General features: G+C 44.0%; 22 protein-coding genes. 19 read left to right on the top strand and 3 right to left on the bottom strand.

What is annotated here, in order from left to right; translation table 11 throughout:
- Positions 1-54 precede the first annotated feature (54 nt).
- Positions 55-1,443 (top strand): F0F1 ATP synthase subunit beta, encoded by a 1,389-nt coding sequence (gene atpD / locus IHV11_RS14515; protein ID WP_066398935.1) that lies wholly within the window; start codon positions 55-57, stop codon positions 1,441-1,443.
- Positions 1,444-1,465: 22 nt separating this feature from the next.
- Positions 1,466-1,873: a F0F1 ATP synthase subunit epsilon gene (locus tag IHV11_RS14510; protein ID WP_066398933.1), complete on the top strand. Its 408-nt coding sequence runs from the start codon at positions 1,466-1,468 to the stop codon at positions 1,871-1,873.
- A 635-nt stretch (positions 1,874-2,508) separates the two neighbouring features.
- On the opposite strand, the gene IHV11_RS14505 is transcribed toward IHV11_RS14510, so the two are convergent.
- Complete coding sequence (locus IHV11_RS14505) at positions 2,509-2,688, bottom strand: hypothetical protein (RefSeq protein ID WP_197195282.1); 180 nt, start codon at positions 2,686-2,688, stop codon at positions 2,509-2,511.
- Between the two features lie 190 nt (positions 2,689-2,878).
- On the opposite strand from IHV11_RS14505, the gene IHV11_RS14500 reads away from it, so the two are divergent.
- From IHV11_RS14500 to IHV11_RS14485, 4 genes are all read left to right on the top strand, one after another.
- Complete coding sequence (locus tag IHV11_RS14500) at positions 2,879-3,424, top strand: glycerol-3-phosphate responsive antiterminator (protein WP_144696936.1); 546 nt, start codon at positions 2,879-2,881, stop codon at positions 3,422-3,424.
- Positions 3,425-3,627: 203 nt separating this feature from the next.
- Positions 3,628-4,455: an MIP/aquaporin family protein gene (locus tag IHV11_RS14495; protein ID WP_197195281.1), complete on the top strand. Its 828-nt coding sequence runs from the start codon at positions 3,628-3,630 to the stop codon at positions 4,453-4,455.
- A 33-nt stretch (positions 4,456-4,488) separates the two neighbouring features.
- Positions 4,489-5,991 (top strand): glycerol kinase GlpK, encoded by a 1,503-nt coding sequence (gene glpK / locus IHV11_RS14490; RefSeq protein ID WP_197128308.1) that lies wholly within the window; start codon positions 4,489-4,491, stop codon positions 5,989-5,991.
- A 359-nt stretch (positions 5,992-6,350) separates the two neighbouring features.
- Positions 6,351-8,009 carry a glycerol-3-phosphate dehydrogenase/oxidase gene (locus IHV11_RS14485; protein WP_197195280.1) on the top strand — a complete coding sequence of 553 codons (1,659 nt, stop codon included), beginning with the start codon at positions 6,351-6,353 and terminating at the stop codon, positions 8,007-8,009.
- A 318-nt stretch (positions 8,010-8,327) separates the two neighbouring features.
- On the opposite strand, the gene IHV11_RS14480 is transcribed toward IHV11_RS14485, so the two are convergent.
- On the bottom strand, positions 8,328-8,717 hold the full coding sequence (locus tag IHV11_RS14480; RefSeq protein ID WP_197195279.1) for a DUF1722 domain-containing protein: 390 nt from the start codon (positions 8,715-8,717) through the stop codon (positions 8,328-8,330).
- A 32-nt stretch (positions 8,718-8,749) separates the two neighbouring features.
- Positions 8,750-8,947, bottom strand: a complete 198-nt coding sequence (locus tag IHV11_RS14475; protein ID WP_066398908.1) for a hypothetical protein — start codon at positions 8,945-8,947, stop codon at positions 8,750-8,752.
- 219 nt (positions 8,948-9,166) lie between these two features.
- On the opposite strand from IHV11_RS14475, the gene IHV11_RS14470 reads away from it, so the two are divergent.
- From IHV11_RS14470 to IHV11_RS14410, 13 genes are all read left to right on the top strand, one after another.
- Positions 9,167-9,541: an NADH-quinone oxidoreductase subunit A gene (locus IHV11_RS14470; RefSeq protein ID WP_066398906.1), complete on the top strand. Its 375-nt coding sequence runs from the start codon at positions 9,167-9,169 to the stop codon at positions 9,539-9,541.
- Positions 9,532-10,047: a NuoB/complex I 20 kDa subunit family protein gene (locus IHV11_RS14465; protein WP_137791106.1), complete on the top strand. Its 516-nt coding sequence runs from the start codon at positions 9,532-9,534 to the stop codon at positions 10,045-10,047. Before IHV11_RS14470 ends, IHV11_RS14465 begins: the two co-directional genes overlap by 10 nt.
- The gene (locus tag IHV11_RS14460; RefSeq protein ID WP_197195278.1) at positions 10,044-11,465 is read left to right on the top strand and encodes an NADH-quinone oxidoreductase subunit C; all 1,422 of its coding nucleotides are present in this window, start codon (positions 10,044-10,046) and stop codon (positions 11,463-11,465) included. Before IHV11_RS14465 ends, IHV11_RS14460 begins: the two co-directional genes overlap by 4 nt.
- Before the next feature lie 5 nt (positions 11,466-11,470).
- Positions 11,471-12,571 (top strand): NADH-quinone oxidoreductase subunit D, encoded by a 1,101-nt coding sequence (locus IHV11_RS14455; RefSeq protein ID WP_197195277.1) that lies wholly within the window; start codon positions 11,471-11,473, stop codon positions 12,569-12,571.
- A complete protein-coding gene (gene nuoH, locus IHV11_RS14450) occupies positions 12,568-13,569 on the top strand; it encodes an NADH-quinone oxidoreductase subunit NuoH (RefSeq protein ID WP_066398898.1) in 1,002 nt (333 codons plus the stop codon). Before IHV11_RS14455 ends, nuoH begins: the two co-directional genes overlap by 4 nt.
- A gap of 511 nt (positions 13,570-14,080) precedes the next feature.
- Complete coding sequence (gene nuoI / locus IHV11_RS14445; RefSeq protein WP_197128313.1) at positions 14,081-14,500, top strand: NADH-quinone oxidoreductase subunit NuoI; 420 nt, start codon at positions 14,081-14,083, stop codon at positions 14,498-14,500.
- Entirely contained in the window at positions 14,497-15,009 is a 513-nt protein-coding gene (locus IHV11_RS14440; RefSeq protein ID WP_066398893.1) for an NADH-quinone oxidoreductase subunit J, read from the top strand. Before nuoI ends, IHV11_RS14440 begins: the two co-directional genes overlap by 4 nt.
- Complete coding sequence (gene nuoK, locus IHV11_RS14435) at positions 15,006-15,320, top strand: NADH-quinone oxidoreductase subunit NuoK (protein WP_066398890.1); 315 nt, start codon at positions 15,006-15,008, stop codon at positions 15,318-15,320. Before IHV11_RS14440 ends, nuoK begins: the two co-directional genes overlap by 4 nt.
- A gap of 18 nt (positions 15,321-15,338) precedes the next feature.
- Complete coding sequence (gene nuoL, locus IHV11_RS14430; protein ID WP_197195276.1) at positions 15,339-17,207, top strand: NADH-quinone oxidoreductase subunit L; 1,869 nt, start codon at positions 15,339-15,341, stop codon at positions 17,205-17,207.
- Entirely contained in the window at positions 17,204-18,721 is a 1,518-nt protein-coding gene (locus IHV11_RS14425; protein ID WP_197195275.1) for a complex I subunit 4 family protein, read from the top strand. The genes nuoL and IHV11_RS14425 overlap by 4 nt, the downstream gene beginning before the upstream one ends.
- Positions 18,722-18,724: 3 nt before the next feature.
- Positions 18,725-20,257, top strand: coding sequence for an NADH-quinone oxidoreductase subunit NuoN (nuoN, locus tag IHV11_RS14420; protein ID WP_197195274.1), 1,533 nt, complete (start codon positions 18,725-18,727; stop codon positions 20,255-20,257).
- A 657-nt stretch (positions 20,258-20,914) separates the two neighbouring features.
- Complete coding sequence (locus IHV11_RS14415; protein WP_137791098.1) at positions 20,915-21,148, top strand: DUF1146 family protein; 234 nt, start codon at positions 20,915-20,917, stop codon at positions 21,146-21,148.
- A gap of 109 nt (positions 21,149-21,257) precedes the next feature.
- On the top strand, positions 21,258-22,004 hold the full coding sequence (locus IHV11_RS14410) for a YwmB family TATA-box binding protein (protein WP_197195273.1): 747 nt from the start codon (positions 21,258-21,260) through the stop codon (positions 22,002-22,004).
- Positions 22,005-22,011: the final 7 nt, after the last annotated feature.

The raw sequence follows: 22,011 nt of genomic DNA, 5'->3' as shown, positions 1-22,011 counted from the left end.
TTTTTATAAGTGATTCTAGCAGCTATTTTGCAAAGTAAGATAGGAGGGAAACCGATGAATAAAGGCTATATTACTCAAATTCTTGGACCGGTCGTTGACGTTAAGTTCGAAGGCCAGCTTCCAGAATTGCTTAACGCTTTAACTGTTAGCGCTGAGGGTGTTGACTTAACACTAGAAGTAGCACTTCACCTTGGTGATAACATGGTTCGTACAATCGCAATGGATTCAACGGATGGTCTTGTTCGTGGAATGGAAATCGCTGACTCAGGTAAGCCGATCTCTGTACCAGTAGGTGAAGCAACACTTGGACGTGTATTTAACGTTACTGGTGATCACATTGACCTTGGTGAGGCAGTACCGGCAGATGTTCGCCGTGACCCGATCCACCGTTCAGCACCTTCTTTTGAAGAATTAACAACTAAAACCGAGATCCTTGAAACAGGGATCAAGGTAGTTGACCTTATCGCTCCATACGTAAAAGGTGGAAAAATCGGTCTTTTCGGTGGTGCGGGTGTAGGTAAAACAGTACTTATCCAGGAGCTTATCAACAACATCGCACAAGAACACGGTGGTATCTCCGTATTCGCAGGTGTTGGTGAGCGTACTCGTGAAGGAAATGACCTTTTCCACGAGATGAGCGACTCTGGTGTTATCAAGAAAACGGCAATGGTATTCGGTCAGATGAACGAGCCACCTGGAGCACGTGCACGTATCGCTCTTTCTGGTTTGACAATGGCTGAATTCTTCCGTGACGAGCAAGGACAAGACGTTCTTTTCTTCGTAGATAACATCTTCCGTTTCACGCAAGCAGGTTCTGAAGTATCTGCCCTTCTTGGCCGTATGCCATCAGCGGTAGGTTACCAGCCAACTCTTGCAACTGAGATGGGTCAATTACAAGAGCGTATCACATCTACGAAAAAAGGTTCTGTAACATCTATCCAAGCGATCTATGTACCTGCCGATGACTATACGGATCCGGCTCCAGCTACAGCGTTCGCCCACTTAGATGCAACAACGAACCTTGAGCGTAAACTAACAGCTATGGGTATCTATCCAGCGGTAGATCCACTAGCTTCAACTTCACGTGCACTTTCTCCTGAGATCGTTGGAGAAGAGCATTATGAAGTAGCTCGTAAAGTACAGGCGACTTTACAGCGTTATAAAGAGCTTCAAGATATCATCGCAATCCTTGGTATGGACGAGCTTTCTGAAGACGACAAGCTAGTTGTACACCGTGCGCGTCGTATCCAGTTCTTCTTATCTCAAAACTTCCACGTTGCAGAACAATTTACAGGACAAAAAGGTTCATACGTTCCTGTTAAAGAAACAGTTCGTGGATTCAAAGAAATCCTTGAAGGAAAATACGATGATCTTCCGGAATCAGCGTTCCATCTCGTAGGCTCTATTGAGGATGCTATTGAAAAAGCAAAAACTTTGGCCTAATGCCTGAAAGGGGTAAGATTGGATGAAAACCATTCAAGTCAGCGTAGTAACCCCTGATGGTCCTGTGTTTGAAGGAAATGCGAAAATGGTCAGCGCGAAAGCAAAAAGTGGGGAGCTTGGAATTCTTCCAGGCCATATCCCTCTTGTAGCTCCTTTAACGATCAGCGCCGTGCGTGTTCACGACGTTGATGGGAAAACACAATATGTGGCCGTTAGCGGTGGATTTATTGAAGTGCGACCTGAAAAAGTCACGATTTTAGCAGAAGCTGCTGAGATCGCTGGCGACATCGAAGTAGATCGTGCACGCGCAGCAAAAGAGCGTGCCGAACAGCGTCTTGCTAGCAACAAACAAGACAACCTAGATGCAGCTCGTGCGGAGTTTGCGCTTAAACGCGCAATGAACCGTATCGACATAGCAACAAAGCGTTAATTTAAAAAGCCCTTCAGCTCTCTTTTTAGAGAGTTGGGGGGCTTTTTTTGTGTTTCAAGGGGGTATGTGATGGTATATAGAAGATGACTAGTGTCGAAATTTGGAGACTCGTCAATATATCATGAAATCACGCCGAATTATTGATAAAACTCGCCGTAATAATATCAAATCTCGCCGAATTAATTATCAAATTTGCTGAATTAAATGCTGAATTACCCCTAGTGGTATAAAATCAACGCCTATTTAAATGCTAGGACTGCCGGAAAATCGCACCACGCACATTGACTTGGTACATGTAAACTCAAAAACCCCTTCGACTTGTCCAAAAACAAAGTCAAAGGGGCTTTATACGAATACATCACGTTCAGTTTGAGAAGGTTGAACACTGGATGGATCGTTTTTTATTTGGCTCTTTTTTGCTAGATTGTTGCTATTTGGATAAATATTTATTTTCGCATATGCAGGTTGATTGAAGCGTAAGGTTGCCGACTCCTATGGGATGAGCGGTCAGGTGGAGACTCCTAATGGCGCAAAGCGGCAGGAGGCTCACCGTTCGCCCCATGGAAAGCGCGCAACCTGGAGCGGAAAGCAACTACATCCGGATAGCTACATCGCATATGAAAACAGCCTTTTATTTAGTTTCTTCCAAAAATCGGCGGAGCACATGAAACCCTTCGTACCCACAATTGATCGCCATTTTCATCAGTCATCACGTTCGTTTCTGTTACCTCTTCCATTTGAACCACTTCATCACCAAAAGGATTTTGAAAGTCGCCAACAGGAGAGATCACAGGTTTTTTTCTCTTTTTAATCATGCTTTTCACCTCCTCAAGCAAAGGAAGTGCTTAAAATATAGCTTCATTTAAAAGCTATACACTATTTAATGCTCGTCCGTCGGTAGATGTATGTGTTATTATCACTTAATATGTAAAAAAGGCGGTATACCGGGGTTTTGCAATAAAATGTGGAAACTGGTGAATAATAAGAACGTAAGGGGTGTGCAAGATGAGTTTCCATGGACAAAAAGTTTTGCCGGCAGCGAGAAAGATGAAGGATTTTGAGAAGCTGCTAAACAGCAAATACACATATATCGTATGTTTGGACACGCATATCAGTCAGCTAAAATTTATGATCGCTATGGCGAACGAAAGAAAGAAGAAAGTTTTGGTTCATCTGGATCTGATCAACGGACTGAAAGCAAATGAGTATGCAGTCGACTTTTTAGCACAAGAAATGAAACCAGCAGGAATCATTTCAACACGGTCTAACTGCATCATTCGTGCTAAAAAGAAGAACATGATCGCAGTTCAGCGTTTGTTTTTATTGGATTCATTAGCTCTTGAAACGAGTTATAAAGTGATCGAACGTGCTCAGCCAGACTATTTAGAGGTTTTGCCAGGCATCATGCCGGAAATAATAAGAGAAGTGAGTGAGCAAGCGGGTATTCCGGTAATCGCTGGTGGATTAATTCGTACAAAAGTGAACGTGATGGAAGCACTTGAAGCAGGTGCAGAGGCTGTGACGACTTCAAACCCGGAATTGTGGATCTAATGTTCTTGTGAAATAACGTTTGACAACGTTTTCATCCTTGTTATAATAGAGACAAGTTCATAAACGTGACGGAGAACATGGAGATCCACAAGGGTTACTTATAGCAAAACTATAGGTATCTTTTGCTGGGTCTTTTTTTGATGAAATCCGGACACACCATTGCACTTATAATTGATAGCGATTGCACAAAAGGAGGAAAATACATGTCAACATTTATGGCAGAACTGATAGGAACAATGATTCTAATCATATTTGGCGGAGGCGTTGTTGCAAACGTTTCCTTGAATAAATCAAAAGCCCAAGGTGGGGGATGGATCGTTGTCGCACTTGCTTGGGGGTTAGCTGTTGCAATGGCGGTATATGCAGTCGGAAGCTTTAGCGGTGCACACCTTAATCCGGCAGTAACACTAGGTCTTGCCTCAATCGGTGAATTTGCATGGTCGGATGTGCCAGCATATATCATTGCACAAATAATCGGTGGTATCTTAGGAGGAATGGTCGTATACTTCCACTTCCTTCCTCACTGGAAAGCAACAGATGATCCAGCGGTAAAATTAGGAGTTTTTTCAACAGACCCTGCAATTCCGCATACGTTTTCGAATCTTTTATCAGAATTCATTGGAACTGCGGTTTTACTAGTAGGATTATTGTCAATTGGAGCGAATAAATTTTCAGACGGGTTAAATCCACTGATCGTCGGATTCCTAATCGTAGCAATCGGGTTGTCACTTGGAGGACCAACAGGTTATGCCATCAATCCGGCACGTGACCTTGGTCCAAGGATCGCACATTTTATCTTGCCTATACCAGGTAAGGGTGGATCTAACTGGACGTACTCGTGGATTCCAGTTGTAGGACCAGTGCTTGGAGGAGTTTTCGGAGCATTGTTCTATCAAGCCGTTTTTACAGGAAAAGTTACAACGTTATTCTGGATTTGGACAGTGATATCACTAGCAATCTTTGCTATAACGTTCTTCTTAGGAAGTAAAGGCACACATGCACTGCCTCATGGAGATGAAATAGAAAACTAAAACAAGAACAAACCATTTTGGGAGGGTTTACCTATGGAAAAGAAATATATCATTGCACTCGATCAAGGAACGACAAGCTCAAGAGCGATCCTTTTTAACAAAGCAGGAGAAGTCGTTGAGATCTCACAAAAGGAATTTAAGCAGCACTTCCCGAAGCCAGGCTGGGTAGAGCATGATGCACAAGAAATTTGGGGAACGATTTTAGCAGTAGTGGCTGAAGTTTTATCAAAAACAGATACAGACCCAGGCGAGATTGCTTCGATCGGAATCACGAATCAGCGTGAAACAACGGTCGTTTGGGACAAAAACACTGGAAAACCTGTTCACAACGCGATCGTTTGGCAGTCTCGTCAAACCGCTGAAATCTGTGATGAGCTAAAAAACCAAGGCTTAAACGATAAGTTCCGTGATAAAACTGGATTGTTGATCGATGCTTATTTCTCAGGAACAAAAGTTAAATGGATCCTTGATAACGTTGAAGGTGCTCGTGAAAAAGCAGAAAACGGTGATCTATTATTCGGTACGATCGATACGTGGCTAGTTTGGAAGCTAACAGGTGGAAGAGCGCACGTAACGGACTATTCCAACGCATCTCGTACACTAATGTACAACATTTACGATCTGAAGTGGGATGACGAACTTCTTGATATCTTAGGCGTTCCGAAATCAATGCTTCCAGAAGTAAAATCATCTTCAGAAGTATACGGTGAAACGATCGACTATCACTTCTTCGGTAAAAATATTCCGATCGCAGGTATCGCGGGCGATCAGCAAGCGGCACTTTTCGGACAAGCTTGTTTTGAAAAAGGAATGGCGAAGAACACGTATGGTACAGGCTGTTTCATGCTTATGAACACAGGAGAAAAAGCGGTTAAGTCAGAGCATGGCCTTTTAACGACGATTGCTTGGGGTGTCGATGGGAAAGTCGAGTACGCACTTGAAGGAAGTATCTTTGTAGCAGGTTCAGCGATTCAATGGCTGCGCGACGGACTTCGTATGTTAAAAGATGCAGCAGACAGTGAAGATTATGCAGAGCGCGTTGCATCAACAGATGGTGTGTATGTTGTTCCAGCATTCGTTGGACTCGGGACTCCATACTGGGATTCAGAAGCACGCGGTGCAATCTTTGGACTGACACGCGGTACAGAAAAAGAACACTTTGTTCGTGCGACACTTGAGTCACTAGCTTATCAGACAGCTGATGTGTTAACAGCGATGGAAGCAGACTCAGGTATCGAGCTGAAAAAGCTTCGTGTTGATGGCGGAGCAGTAAAGAACAACTTCTTGATGCAGTTCCAAAGTGATATTTTAAACGTTCCGGTTGAGCGTCCAGAAATCAATGAAACGACGGCACTCGGCGCTGCATATCTGGCAGGTCTTGCTGTCGGTTTCTGGGGCGACCGTCAAGAAATTGCAGATAAATGGAAAGTGGACAGAGACTTCGACGTAAACATGAAAGAGGAAGAGCGTAAAGAGCTTTATGATGGCTGGAAAAAAGCTGTTGAAGCAACGATTGCGTATAAACCTAAAGCATAACCCTTTCAAAATCTAGAAAACTGCGTTATACTAATCACAAGTTGATATTGAACCGGTTGGAGATCAGGAGAGACCACAAAACCTCGTACAAACGATGCGGGGTTCTTGTGGTCTTTTTTTGTACTATCAAAAACCTATAACTTGTTAGCATGATGATTTTCGGCGTTGTAACAAGTTAAGGTCGATAGTATAAGCGCAACTAAGCCTGACACCAAAGACTAGCGTCAGCCAAGTTTTCTTTACATGCATATAGCCAATACACGGAAATGTTGAAAAATGTGTGTTGGGTTCGCTGATTCCGGGAAAACTACCCGTATTATATATGTCCAACGGTTCTGTACAGAAGGAGTGAAGAGAAAATGACAGCATCATTTTCAACATATAAAAGAGAAGAAATCATCACAGGTATGAAACAAGAGAAGCTTGATCTTCTTGTAATCGGAGGAGGCGTAACGGGAGCAGGTATTTTATTAGATGCCCAAACTCGTGGTATGAAAGTAGGTCTTCTTGAGATGCAGGACTTTGCTGCTGGAACATCCAGTCGTTCTACAAAACTTGTTCACGGCGGACTTCGTTATTTAAAACAATTCGAAGTAAAACTCGTTGCAGAAGTTGGTAAAGAACGTGCGATCGTATACGAGAACGCTCCACACGTAACAACACCAGAGTGGATGCTGCTTCCGTTTTATAAAGGCGGTACGTTCGGGAAGTTCTCTACTTCCATCGGTCTAAAAGTGTACGATTTCTTAGCAGGTGTAAAACGAAAAGAACGCAGAAAGATGTTCTCTGCAGAAGAAACATTACGCCGTGAACCACTTTTGAAAAAGGATAACTTGCTTGGCGGCGGATATTACGTAGAATACAAAACAGATGACGCTCGTTTAACGCTTGAGATCATGAAAGAAGCGGTAGCACGCGGAGCATCAGCTGTGAACTACGCGAAAGTTACTAGCTTTATCTATAACGGAAAAAAAGCGGTCGGAGTAAAAGTGGAAGACCAACTCACTGGTAAAATTCATGAGATCTACGCGAAAAAGATCGTAAACGCAACAGGTCCATGGGTAGATGAGCTTCGTGAAGAAGACCGTTCAAAAACAGGAAAAGAGATTCACCACACAAAAGGAATCCACCTTGTTATTGATGGCTCTAAGTTCCCATTAAAACAAGCGGTTTATTATGACACAGAAGACGGCCGTATGGTGTTCGCGATTCCTCGTGCGGGTAAAACGTATATTGGCACGACAGATACAGATTATAAAGGTGACCTTGCAAACCCTGGGATGACAGAAGAGGATCTTCAATATGTATTGAACACGATCCACTTCATGTTCCCAGACGTGAAGATCACACGCGACGATGTTGAATCTTCATGGTCAGGACTACGTCCGTTGATTCACGAACCGAAAAAAGGACCTTCAGAAATTTCTCGTAAAGATGAAGTGTTCCACTCACCATCTGGATTGTTAACAATCGCAGGTGGTAAGCTGACTGGTTACCGTAAGATGGCTGAAAAAGTCGTAGATATCGTTCGTGATCAGCTTGGTGAAGAAGAAGGTGCAAAATTCCCAGGATGCCGCACGCAACACATGGAATTATCAGGCGGTAAGATGGGCGGAAGTCAAAACTTTGCAGACTTCCTTCGTACGAAAGTACAAGAAGGCTTAGCGTTAGGTTTAGATGAAGCAAAAGCTCGCGAGCTCGTGCAGCGCTACGGAACGAACATTGATATCGTATATGGTTATATGAAAGAACGCGGTGAAGAAGCGAAGAGCTACAACTTACCAGTAAGTTTGTACGCATCTCTACTTTATGCATTAGAGTATGAGATGACATCAACACCATCTGACTTCTTGATCCGCCGTACGTCGGCTCTATACTTTGACATCCATACGGTATACGAGTGGAAAGAAAGTGTAATCAACTGCATGGCAGACAAATTGGGCTGGGATGCAGAACAAAAACGCGAGCATGCGGAAGACTTTGAAGAGCAATTGCGATTGTCTGTTGAGGCGATCTAATAAAAGTATATAGGTATGGCAGAAAGGCATCCCGCTTGGTTGAGCGGGGTGTTTTTTTATGTGTGAGGTATATGATGGGTTAAATATGTCTGCTGGGTGTCGAGGTATGTCGACTTGAGGATAAATAGCTAAAACTTTAGGATTCAAGCTAAAAACTCGTGGATTGCATACGGAATTTTGTGGATTGGAGGCTTAAATTTCTGGATTGGTTCTCAAAGATACCTAACAGGGTATACATAAAAAACCGTTTCGTTCACCGAAACTGCACCGATTTTAGCCAAAAGAAAAGGATGATCCCACAACACGACGGGAGCATCCTCAATTCTTGATAAATGTTGAATGTGATAAGTATTCTGAAGGGTATTTTTGCAACAAATACTGTAAAAACAAATCAATCTCATAAGGCATTTCATCATAATACTCTTTATCTGACTCTCTCAACGTGGTCAGCAGCGAAAAAAAGTGCTGTTTGTCCACTTCCTCAGCTGATTTTTTAAAATAACCCCAAACATGTTCTAACGTGTTGCATAAAGCACGTCGCTCAAAAGGTTTTTCCTTCAACTCAGCGATCAACAGCTTAACTTTTTCATAGTCAGATTCAGATTGAGCATCTCTCATGAGTCCTTGAACCTCTTTGTAAAGGTTATATCCCTTAGCCATCACGGTGTATTTTTCACTTGCCCACAATTGTTCGGTCTCTTTTTTCAACTGAGATCACATCCTTTAATAACGACATTTCATTAAAGATAAATGTAGAGAGCAAGTGCGATGATCGAAACAAGGATCACCACTGCATAGATGAGTGTAAGGCGCACGAGGTTCTGACGAGTTGAACTTCCGTATTTTTCGTCCTGTGTTTTAGAAATCATGATCGTACCGACTAATCCAGCGATCGAGATCACGACAATCAAGAAATAAGCAATCCACCATATATCCATTACGAATCTCCCCTTTACACCTATCATACTGCTAACCGTGATGAGTCACATCCAAAAAATTTACAGGATTATGAACATTTCTATAGAAAAATAAGGGGTAGACCCTAATATAGTGTAAGTACCATATGTGAAGAAGCACATCGACACAAAATATGGAATTTGCTATAATTAAAGCGGTTACAGAATTTAAAAAATTCTGAAGATTAGGAGGTAGTCAGAATGGATTTTTATCATCTGTATCAAAACAATTACCTCATTGTGGCTGTATTTTTATTTTTAGGGGTCCTTTTGCCGGTTGTCGCATTGACTGCAGGCCGTTTATTGCGCCCTTATAAACCATCAGCAGAAAAATACACCACCTACGAAAGCGGAATTGAGCCATTTCATCAAAGTTGGGTTCAGTACAATGTCCGCTATTATTTGTTTGCGCTCATGTTCGTTATTTTTGATGTTGAAACCGTATTTTTATACCCCTGGGCCGTTGCCTATGAAGAGCTAGGTGTGTTCGCTCTAATCGAAATGGGGATTTTTGTTGTTCTTTTAACGTTAGGTCTTGTATACGCTTGGAAAAAGAAGGTGCTGAAATGGACATAAAGTGGGAACTTACGGCTGAAGAACGCGCCGAACTAGACCGCAACGTATTCATGGTAACACTCGAACAAGTGAAAGCCTGGGCCAGAAGTAACTCACTATGGCCGTTAACCTTTGGACTCGCCTGCTGTGCGATTGAAATGATGGGTACAGGATCATCCCATTATGACTTAGACCGTTTCGGAAGTATATTCCGTACTTCACCTCGTCAATCTGACGTGATGATCGTTTCAGGGACCGTGACGAAAAAAATGGCGCCCGTTTTAAAACGTTTATACGAACAGATGCCAGAACCAAAGTGGGTTATTGCGATGGGTTCATGCGCTACAGCTGGCGGCCCTTATATCAAATCGTATGCGGTTGTAAAAGGCGTCGATCAAATCGTACCCGTGGATGTATACATACCAGGATGTCCACCTAACCCTGCTGCACTCATTTATGGCATCAACAAGCTTCAAGAAAAAATCCGTTATGAAGCGAAGACAGGCAAGAAGGTGATGAGCGAATGACAGATAAACAAAATGATTCCAATGAAGGATTATCGATAGAAGAACAAAAGAAAAAAGCAGCCGCAGAAGCAAAGGCAAAAGCGTTGGAGCTTGCGAAACAGCGCCAGGCTGAAAAGGTAAAGGCGGCTGAACAGTCAGAGCCGAAAGCAGCCGAACCGGAGTTAACAAAAGAAGAGCTGAAAAAGAAAGCAGCCGCAGAAGCAAAGGCTAAAGCGCTCGAACTCGCGAAACAGCGTCAGGCTGAAAAAGTGAAAGCGGCAGATGTGTCGAAACCGACCGAAGCCGAACCAGAGTTAACAAAAGAAGAGCTGAAGAAAAAGGCGGCCGCAGAAGCAAAGGCAAAAGCTCTTGAACTCGCAAGAGAGCGTCAGGCCGAAAAGGCAAAAGCTTCAGAAGTAACACAGCCGACCGAAGACGAACCGGAGTTAACAAAAGAAGAGCTGAAGAAAAAGGCGGCCGCAGAAGCAAAGGCAAAAGCCCTCGAGCTTGCGAAACAGCGTCAGGCTGAAAAAGAAAATACAGCGGAAGCTCCACAGACAGATCAGCCAACAGACGATCTTGCGAAACAAAAAGCACTCGCCGCCGCGAAAGCAAAGGCAGCCGCAGCAGCAAAAGCGAAGGCAGCAGCTGCCGCTAAAGCAAAACTAGCAAGAGAGAGTGGGAGCGACATAACCATCGAACCCGCTTCAGACGATGAAAAAGCGAAAGCTGCGGCAAAAGCAAAGGCCGTCGCTGCAGCCAAAGCAAAAGCTGCCGCCGCTGCGAAAGCGAAAGCGTCTCGTGAAGCAGGATCAGATGCAACAACTGAGCCAGCAGGTGACGATGAAAAAGCGAAAGCAATCGCCGCTGCGAAAGCAAAAGCAGCTGCAGCAGCAAAAGCACGCGGTGCCGCGAATGCAAAAGGTGCAGCAACCGAACCTGTCGCAGAAGAAAAACCATCACCAAACCAACCTATCCTCGATACCTACACAAAAGTCATCAAAGAACATCTAGGAGAAGATGTACTCGAAGATTCCTATATTAACAGACTGTCAAAAGACGTCCCTACCTTAGTTGCAAAACCTGAATCCTATTATAAAATTGCGGAGTTTTTAAAATATAACGACCAGCTTCGTTTTGATTATTTATCTGAAATGCACGGCACCGATTTTGAAACACATTTTGAAGTATATAACCACCTGTATTCGTACAATCATCGCCAGTCCGTTGCATTAAAAGTAAAGATAGACAGAACGAGCGCTACTACCCATTCCATTACCCCGTTATGGGAGGGAGCAAACTGGCCAGAGCGTGAAACGTATGATCTTTTAGGCATCCATTTTGAAGGTCATCCGAACTTAACGCGCATCATGCTGCCAGACGATTGGGTAGGATATCCGCTCAGAAAAGATTACGAACCACATGACGTGGAGGTGTAGAGACATTGATTAGAACAGAAGAGATGCTCCTCAACGTTGGGCCTCAGCATCCGAGTACGCACGGTGTTTTTCGAATCGTACTAAAAATTGACGGAGAGACGATCATCGAAGCTACGCCAGTAATCGGATATCTTCACCGAGGCACCGAGAAATTAGCAGAAAACCTTCAGTACACGCAGATTATTCCATACACAGACCGCATGGATTATTTAGCGGCCATGACGAACAACTACGTGATCTGTCATGCGGTTGAAACGATGATGAGTTTAGAGATACCTGAACGAGCGGAATATTTGCGAGTGATTGTGATGGAGCTCGGCCGCATCGCAAGCCATCTCGTTTGGTTCGGTACATATTTATTAGATATCGGGGCGATGAGTCCATTCCTATACGCTTTTCGCGAAAGAGAAGCCATCATCAATATGTTGAATGAGATATGTGGAGCTCGCCTGACGTTCAACTATATGCGTGTTGGCGGTGTGAAGTGGGACGCACCAGAAGGCTGGATCGAGAAAGTCCGTGACTTTGTTCCTTACATGAGAGAAGAGCTTGCTGGCTATCACGACCTTGTGACAGGCAACGAGATCTTCTTGAACCGTGTAAAAGGAATTGGATTTTACACGAAAGAAGAAGCGCTGAACTTTTCATTAAGCGGTGCAAACTTAAGATGCACAGGTACGAACTGGGATCTTAGAAAAGATGAGCCTTATTCGATCTATGACCGATTTAATTTTGATGTACCGGTCTTTCATACGGGCGATGCATGGGCGCGTTATCAGTGCCGCATGCAAGAGATCGAAGAATCACTCAAGATTGTAGAACAAGCGGTGGAACAGTTTCCAGAAGAAGGACCTGTTATGGCAAAAGTACCAAGAATCATTAAGCCGCCAAAAGGCGAAGCTTTCGTTCGCATCGAGTCGCCTCGCGGAGAAATCGGCTGCTACATCGCATCAGAAGGAAAAAAAGAACCATACCGCTTGAAGTTTCGTAGACCATCTTTTTACAACCTTCAGATTCTGCCAAAACTTTTAGTCGGTGAAAACATCTCCAACTTGATTACTATCTTAGGCGGGATTGATATCGTTCTCGGGGAGGTCGATGGCTGATGGAGGATCTTTTATACGCACAGCCCGGCTGGACGCATGTTGCGATTTTCTTTGCGCTCGGGGCGGCATTACTCGTCACGGTTCTCGGTTTCGTAACCTACGCGATTCTAGCCGAACGAAAAGTGCTCGGGTTCATGCAGATGCGTACAGGACCGAACCGGGTTGGAGGAAGATTCGGTCTTCTGCAAACGGTAGCAGATGTTTTTAAACTTTTGATAAAAGAAGACACTATACCGAAACTAGCTGATCGGCCATTGTTCATATTGGCACCGGTCATCGCATTTGCTCCAGCCTTCATGGTGCTCGCGACGATACCGTTCTCAGAAAACATGCAGTTCGCAGACCTTGGCGTCGGCCTTCTGTATTACGTTGCCGTTTCAGGCATCTCAACGATAGGCATCTTAATGGGTGGCTGGGCATCAAACAATAAGTACTCGTTACTCGGCGGCATGCGTGCTGCAGCACAGATGATTTCATACGAGATCCCGCTCGTCATCTCTGTGATCGGAGTGATCTTGTTCGCGGGCAGTCTGAACTTAAACGACATCGTAAGAGGACAAGAAAACATTGCGTACATCTTTTTAACACCGATCGGCTTTTTCGTTTTCTTGATTTCTTCCATCGCTGAGTTGAACCGTACACCGTTCGATCTGCCTGAAGCAGAGTCAGAGCTCGTAGCCGGTTATCACGTCGAATACTCAGGTTTTCGGTGGGCGTTCTTCATGCTCACAGAATATGTGTATCTGTTTGCGATGGCTTCCTTAACAACCGTCCTGTTTCTAGGCGGTTGGAACCCGATTCCGTTCTTAGATTTCATTCCAGGTATGCTGTGGTTCGGCGTCAAATTCAGCATCGTCGTATTTTTCATGATCTGGATCCGTGGAACACTTCCACGACTCCGTGCCGATCAACTGATGGGCTTCGCATGGAAGGTCCTACTGCCACTAGCACTGCTAAACATTTTTGTCAGTGCCGCTGTTAAGGAATTGTTTTTGTAAAAGAGCTTTACAGCACTACTGATGTTTTTTGAGGGTGTTGATTTCCGCTCCAGGATGCTCGCTTTCCGGGGGGCGTGCGGTGAGCCTCTTAGCGCATGGCACTGTTAAGAGTCTCACCTGTCCCGCTGATCCCCCAGGAGTCTCGCACCTTGCGCTCCAATCAAGTATTCGAGGAAGTATGTTTGCAATACATCCAAATATTTCATAGCCCGACCATCGAAATTCAAAGCGATGGCTAAGGTCATTCTATAAAGCTTTTTTCAAGAATCTTGTTGCTTTTTAATCTTTTTCTAACTTCTTTGAACTGTTGGTTGTAGTGAAAGGTGTGAGACTCCTGCGGGACAGGTGGGCAGGTGAGACACTTAAATGTGAAACATTCGAATGTGGCTCACCGCCTGCCCCGCGGAAAGCGAACACCTGGAACGGAAATCAACACCCACAATAACCAGCGCAAAGTTAAAACAATGCTCTACCAATCGAAAGACCAACGCATAAGGAGCGTGATCTCAGGATGAAAGGTCTTGTAAAAGGTTTAAGCTATACCGTCAAAAACCTAACAAAGCAAAACATCACAACCAGCTATCCAGACGTGCCGATCCAGATGCCTGACCGTTTCCGCGGCATCCAAAAATTTTATCCCGAAAAATGTATTGTCTGTAACCAATGCGCGCAGATCTGCCCAACCGACTGCATCCAGTTAACAGGGAAGCCGCACCCAGATCCTGCGAAAAAAGGGAAGATCATCGATACGTACGACATTAACTTTGAAATCTGTATTCTATGCGATCTATGTACAGAAGTCTGTCCGACTGAAGCGATCGTGATGACCAATCAGTTCGAGCTTGCTGAATACAGCCGTGATGAACTTTTCAAAAACCTCGAGTGGCTCGATGAGAACGACGAGAATGTTAGAAAGGAGAACAAAGCATGACCGGTGAAATGATCGCTTTTTTCTTTCTCGCTTTAACAGCCATTGCCGGCGGCGTTCTTCTTATTAACCTATCCAATGTCGTTCACATGGTTGTTGCTCTTATTTTTACGTTCATTGCCATTGCAGGAATCTATATCACACTATCAGCAGAGTTCGTTGCCGTTGTGCAGGTTCTGATCTATTCAGGAGCGATCACCATCATCATGCTGTTTGGAATCATGCTTACGCGTCATCAGGAAAAAGAAAAGCGTGCACCACGGTTAAAAGTCATCTTAACGGGGCTTGCGATCGGACTTTTCTTCCTGATCATGTACGGCAAGATCAAAGACCTTGATTTTGGTCAGCAGAACGCAGAGCTTCATATTGATAATACGAAAAAGATCGGAATCGAGCTGTATTCGCATTATGTGATTCCGTTCGAGTTAACTTCTGTCTTGCTGCTTGTTGCTTTAATTGGTTCTATCATTCTGGCAAAGCGGGATGACGATGAAAAGGAGGCAAAAAAATGAGCTCTGTTCCTTTAGCAGCTTACTTAACGCTTGCCTTGATCCTTTTTTGCATCGGATTATTTGGAGCATTAACCAAACGTAATGCGGTCATCGTACTGATCTCGATCGAATTGATGCTGAATGCTGTAAATATTAATCTCGTGGCATTTGCCAAATACTCAATAAACCCTGGATTAACAGGTCAGATCTTCTCGCTGTTTACGATCACGGTGGCTGCGGCAGAAGCGGCAGTCGGACTTGCGATTCTCATAGCACTGTACCGCAACAGACAGACGGTTAACGTGGATGAGATGGATACGATGAAGCGATAAGGAAGGAGATGGACGATTATGTTGCAGAATAGTTGGCTTATACCGTTGTTCCCGCTTTTATCCTTCGTTTTATTGCTGATTTTCAGAAAATCAAAAAGTGAGGGCACTGCATGGATCGGTGTGCTTCTAACCGGATTATCGCTCATTCTATCCATCGGGGTTTGGATCGCGGTGTGGCAAGGGGAGGGAATTAAGGTTGAAGGCACTTGGTTTGAGATCGGTGAGCGGGCCATCACGATGGGATATGAAGTCAATCCGCTGAACGCTCTTATGCTTGTGATCGTTTCACTCGTCAGTTTTCTTGTACATCTTTACTCAAAAGGATACATGCATGGCGATGAACGGTTTCCTGTGTTCTTTGCGTATTTAGGATTATTTTCGTTTGCGATGCTCGGCCTCGTTCTATCTCCGAATCTATTACAGCTCTATATGTTTTGGGAGCTAGTTGGACTTGGCTCGTTTCTGTTGATCGGATTCTACTATTTTAAACCAGAAGCAAAAGCCGCAGCGAAAAAGGCTTTTGTGATGACTAGAATTGGGGACGTTGGTCTTTTTATCGGAATGGTTTTGCTATTTTGGCAGGTTGGTAGTTTTGAATATGACGAAATTTTTGCTGCTGTTCGAAATGGTGATATATCATCTGGTATGCTCACTCTTACAGCGCTATGTATATTTGTAGGAGCAATCGGAAAGTCGGGCCAGCTGCCTCTTCATACTTGGCTTCCAGACGCGATGGAAGGTCCAACACCCGTATCAGCGCTCATTCATGCGGCAACAATGGTCGCTGCCGGAGTGTACTTGGTCGCTGCGATGTATCCGCTCTTCCAAGCTTCAGAAACGGCACTAACGGTCGTTGCTGTAGTAGGGGGAGTAACGGCGATTTTTGCAGCTTCGATCGGACTTATGCAAAAAGATATCAAACGCGTGCTGGCGTACTCAACGGTTAGTCAGCTAGGGTACATGATGCTCGCACTTGGCGCATCCGGCTATGTGGCAGGTATCTTCCACCTGACGACGCACGCATTCTTTAAAGCGTTATTGTTCTTAGCTGCAGGAAGCGTGATCCATGCTGTACATACACAAAACATCGATGAGATGGGCGGACTTTGGAAAAAGCTCCGGCTGACAGGACCTCTCTTTTTAATCGGGGCACTCGCGATTTCAGGAGTTCCACTATTATCCGGTTTCTTTTCAAAAGATGAGATCCTAGCAAGTACGTACGCAGATGGTCGTTACGGATTGTTCTGGCTGGCAGTCGTGGCAGCATTCATGACGGCGTTTTATATGTTCCGTCTATTTTTCCTTGTGTTTACAGGAAAACCACGCGGTGATCAGAGTGGCGTACATGAGTCACCAAGTGTTATGACGCTTCCGATGATTGTACTAGGTGTTCTAGCAATCGTGGCAGGCTATCTGAATACAACTTGGTTCGGTACGTTTTTAACGGATTACTTAGCAGAAGGTCCTGTTGAACTAGCGCATGGTGATCATCACGGTCCAAGCTGGATTCCGATCGTGGCAACAGGAGCGTCTCTTTTAGGAATCGGGCTTGCTTATCTGATCTACCAAAAAGGAGCGCTTTCACGCGATTGGATCACTCGATCGTTGCCAGGACTCAGCAACGTGATCTACAACAAGTGGTACGTTGATGAAGGATACGACGCAACTTTCGTTAAAGGAACGAAGGGTTTGAGCAAGCTTGGTGTCTTGTTTGATAGATATATCGTTGACGGACTCGTGGCAGCCGTTGTGAGTGCTGTTCAAGGACTGAGTAAGTTAGGGTCGCGCCTTCAAAATGGGCAGGTCCAATCATACGGTACGTTCGCCATCTTTGGCATCGTGATTTTATTGCTGGTCGTCGCATTAACTGGGGGGTACTTCACATGAACACATGGCTTCTATCGATCTTAATTTTTTCCCCATTGTTAGGCGTTTTGGTTCTCCTATTTACTCCATCTCATGATGAGAAATCGATAAAATGGATCGGGATATTAGGTACATTATTTCCGCTCGGAACAGCACTCGTTACATTGTCTGCTTTTAATAAATCGGGTGATGGCCTTCAGCTTGCTGAGAAATTTCAGTGGGTATCTTATGAAGTCTTTCAAACGAATGGTGATGTGAGCTATCCGATCTTTTATGAAGTCGGTGTTAACGGTCTATCGATGGTGCTCATCTTATTAACAACGATAGTGAGTGTCCTTGCTGCCATTGCATCCTTTTCGATCAAAAAGAATTGGAAAAGTTATTTCATATTGTTCTTTTTGCTTGAAATGGGCATGATTGGCGTGTTCGCCGCACAAAATTTATTTTTGTTCTTTATTTTCTTCGAGATCACACTCATTCCGATGTTCTTTCTCATTGGACGATGGGGTTATCTTGAAAAAGAAAAAGCAGCGTACAGTTTTTTGATCTATAACGGTGTTGGTTCAGCCATCCTTCTGATTGCGTTCGTGGCGATGTTCATGAAGACGGGAACGATGAATTTTGAGCAGCTAGCTTACACATTCTCGCTTCCGCAATCTGAACTGAACGAGATGAACATCACGAAGGGTTTTAAGATGGGGATGCTGATCGCACTTCTACTCGCGTTTGCAGTCAAGCTGCCGGTCGCACCGCTTCACTCTTGGATGGTAAGGGTTCACGTTCAGGCGCCACCGCCGATCGTTATGCTTCACTCAGGAATTCTTTTGAAAATTGGGGCGTACGGTCTGATCGTTTTTGGGGCAGGGCTGTTTCCGGAACAGTTTGAGTCACTCGCTTTTGTCATCGGATTGTTCGGTGTGATCAACCTGCTTTACGGAGCATTCTTAGCACTCACACAACGTGATATGAAGCGCGTCTTAGCGTATTCATCTGTCTCGCATATGGGAATCGTTCTGATCGGGCTAGCTGCATTAAACGAAGCGGGGATGACTGGTGCCGTGTTCCAAGTCGTTTCACACGGATTGATCTCGGCGCTGTTGTTCTTTTTAGTAGGCGTTCTGTATGAACGATCGGGTTCATCTCAGTTAAAAGACTTTGGTGGGGTAGCCAAAAGGATGCCGATCTTTGCAGGAGTCTTGCTCGCAGGGGGACTCGCATCATTAGGACTTCCAGGAATGTCGGGTTTTATAAGCGAGTTCATGGCGTTTTTAGGATTGTTTGAGACGATGCCCGTGTTAGCAGCTATAGGAACGTTAGGGCTGATCTTAACAGCCGTTTACGTGCTCCGCGCGGTCTTGGCGATTACGTTCGGTACTGAAAAAGAACTATCGAACGCACATGATCTTTCATCAACTGAACGAATTCCGGCGTTTATCTTGCTTGCAGCGATTTTGTTCATCGGCATCTATCCTGCATGGTTAAGTGATATGCTCCGTCCAACATTAGATAGTATTCTGCTAGGGTTAGGGGGCTAAATCATGGATCTAGATACTTTGTTATCGTTTAGATGGAGCGTTATGCTTCCTGAATTTATTATCTTAGGTGTTGCGACTCTTTTATCTGTCATCGATCTTTTTATGAAAAAAGAATCGAGCCGGAAACCGCTAGCCTGGCTAGCTGGAGCAGGTATTCTAGCTGCCCTCATCACCATTTTTATGCAGCTCGATATAGAAGTAACATCCATTCTGTATGATACGTACAGACTTGATTCGTTCTCGAAAGCGTTTAAGATTCTGCTTTTGTTAGGAACGTTATTAGTGATCGTTCTTTCTTCCAATTATAAAAAAGAAGATCTCGAGGAAAATCGGGGAGAGTTTTATTACTTACTCCTTGCAGCTTTATTAGGAGCCATGATGATGGCGTCTAGCGCTGATTTGATCACATTGTTTGTCGGTCTGGAGCTTCTCTCTCTTTCTTCTTATGTAATGGCAGGACTTGAGAGGCGCAATAAACGAAGCAACGAATCAGCGTTCAAGTATATTGTATCTGGCGGAATCGCTACGGCTATCACCCTTTTTGGAATGAGTTACATTTTTGGGCTTACCGGAGAGACGAACCTGTTCAAAATCGCAGAGAACATGGGGAACCTTGAACTGTTAGAGCACAGCTTTCTCATCGTCTTCGCTTTCATCATCACGTTTGCAGGACTAACGTTCAAGATCGCGGCTGCTCCACTACACATGTGGGCACCTGATGTTTATGAAGGTGCGCCAGTTCCGGTTACAGCATTCTTGAGTGTCGTGTCCAAAACAGCAGGCTTTGTGATCTTGCTACGAGTAATCATAATCTGTTTTATTGCGGCTCCAGGCATTGATAGTGAACCAATCCTGCTGCAAGTTCAGCCGTATGTGATGGTATTGGCTGCGGCAACGATGATCATTGGTAACGTTACAGCGCTTCGTCAACGAAATATAAAAAGAATGTTTGCGTATTCGTCTATCGCACAAGCGGGTTACATTTTAGTACCGTTCGTGTCAAATTCGTCATTAATTTTCGAACTGATCTGGTTCTATCTGCTGGCGTATTTGTTTATAAACATTGGCGCGTTTACCGTCATTCAGCTTTTAACAAGTCAAGAAGGTTCAAATGATATCGGCGTTTTCCGCGGATTGTTTCGACGCTCCCCGTGGCTCGCGGTTCCGATGACGTTCTTTATTCTTTCTCTTGCTGGAATTCCCATCACAGCTGGATTTATCGGTAAGTTTGGAATCTTTATGGGCGCGCTTGGACTTGAGCAGCCACAATATTGGCTGGCTGCTGTAATGATGGCAACCACGCTCGTATCGTACGTGTATTACTTTAACATCATTGCGATCATGTTTTTCCGAGACAGTGAAGGAACGAAGGTTTCAATCCCAGGTGGAATGGCTGCCGTACTCGCTTTCTGTGCAGCATCCGTTCTTATATTAGGGATAATGCCAGATCTCGCACTCGATTTCTTTTACGGTAACTTTGATGTGAATGAATTCTTTATGCAGATCGAAACCGAAGTTCATACACATGATCATTGATTGCTGAGCACAAATGATAGTCCATCAACCTTCTCCTTAGTTGGAGGTTGGTGGGCTTCTTTAATTTACTTAAAAAGAAGTTCTCCTAGAAATTATAAGAGCTAGGGGTTAAAGGTCATTTCTAATATATTGTTTGCTTTAAATTTTGTATTGCTGCTTTGACTGTTGATTGAAGTGTAAGATGCGAGACTCCTGCGGGACAGGTGGGCAGTCCTCAAAGTAGAGGTGGCTCGTTCAGTCCCGACAATCTCGAGGGGCTAGCCACTGCAACTAGCCAGGTGAGACACTTAAGAGTGAAACGAACGAATGTGGCTCACCGCCTGCCCCGCGGAAAGCGAGTAACTGAAACGGAAATCAACTACTTCCAAAAACAACAAAGCTTTCGAAAACAGCTTTAAAGTAAATCACAGCCCTACCCGAAAAAAATCCTCAAAAAATAAGCCAAAACTACCGTAACTTCTTACGTTTTGTTTCGTCTAATCATAGTGAAGCGACTATCTATCGAGATTGACATTTATTAGTCGTTACAAATTTTTGAACTTATCGAAAGAAAGGGCTTACAAAACACCTTACTAGGGAAAAAGTATCTATCTAAAATGTTGGGAAAGACGTATGCTTAAGATGTCGAAATATGTAATGAGGAGGTCAGACTTTTAAATGATTCCAATTGGACAACAAGCTTTGTTACATATCATCGTACATCTATTGTTTCTCGTGATCTCTTGGTGGGCATTGCAGGCCGTTCATTTTGATAAATGGATCAAAAAAGGTAAGGTCATGCAAGCTAGAGTTTTATATATACTTTTAGTGATCAGCCTTGCCAGCATCGCGAGCGATTTCTTTTTAAAGTATCTACAGTATTCCAAAAATCTTAGTCAGCTATTTGGATAATTTCACAACTGTTACAGAAGTAGTGGATTTGTCGGAATATGACTACAACTTCCACGGATATCCTCTGTTTCATTGGCAACAATGAGAAATAGAGAGGATGTGCTGGGGAATGAAAAAATGGACGATGACGATTACAGCGATTTTGCTATTGGTTATGATTACTTCTGGATATGCAAAAACAGATGAAAAAACAAATGAAGTTACACATATAATAGACGTTCTAAAGAAGAGCGGGGCAACGCCTGACAAATGGACTATGTATTTTCGTGGTCAAACAGGTTTTGCATCTAAAGGACTAGGGTATGTAAAACAAGCAGAAGAGCTAAAACGTAATTATCCTGAATTTAGCTGGGTGGTAACTGAAGATGAAGCCGGACATTATAAAATGACCGGACTATTTGAGCGTAATGATATCGGGGTTAGAGAGAAAATGACCGTCATTACATACCCCCAAAAAGAACAATCTGCATCGTATTTTATTTATGCGGTTGAAGGCCTTGTAAATGCAAATCAAAATTGGAAAGAAATCCAGAACCTGATTGATAGCCGTGTTGAACAATCAATTGGAGGAAATCCCAAAATTTTCTCTTGTGTTACCGGTACATACGGTGATAAAATGGTGGTTGATTTGTATTCGCAAGCAAATGAATTGGTACGCGCCTTTTCTGGTGATCCTGTCGAGGAACTAAAAGAAGAGACGTTTGTGTCGCTTTCTGCATATACTGAGCAGTGGGAACAAGCGATTTATACCGGTCATCAACATAAAATGAATCTTCAGGTAGCATTGCGATCTGAAGGATTGGGCAGCGGAACAACTGTCACAATTGGCACACCAATAATTACGTCTGAATATTAATATACAA

It is taken from the genome of Fictibacillus sp. 26RED30 (genome assembly GCF_015903845.1).
GTDB classification, from domain to species: domain Bacteria; phylum Bacillota; class Bacilli; order Bacillales; family Fictibacillaceae; genus Fictibacillus; species Fictibacillus phosphorivorans.
Note: the sequence above shows the minus strand (reverse complement) of the source record. Positions and strands in the feature narration are given on the sequence as shown.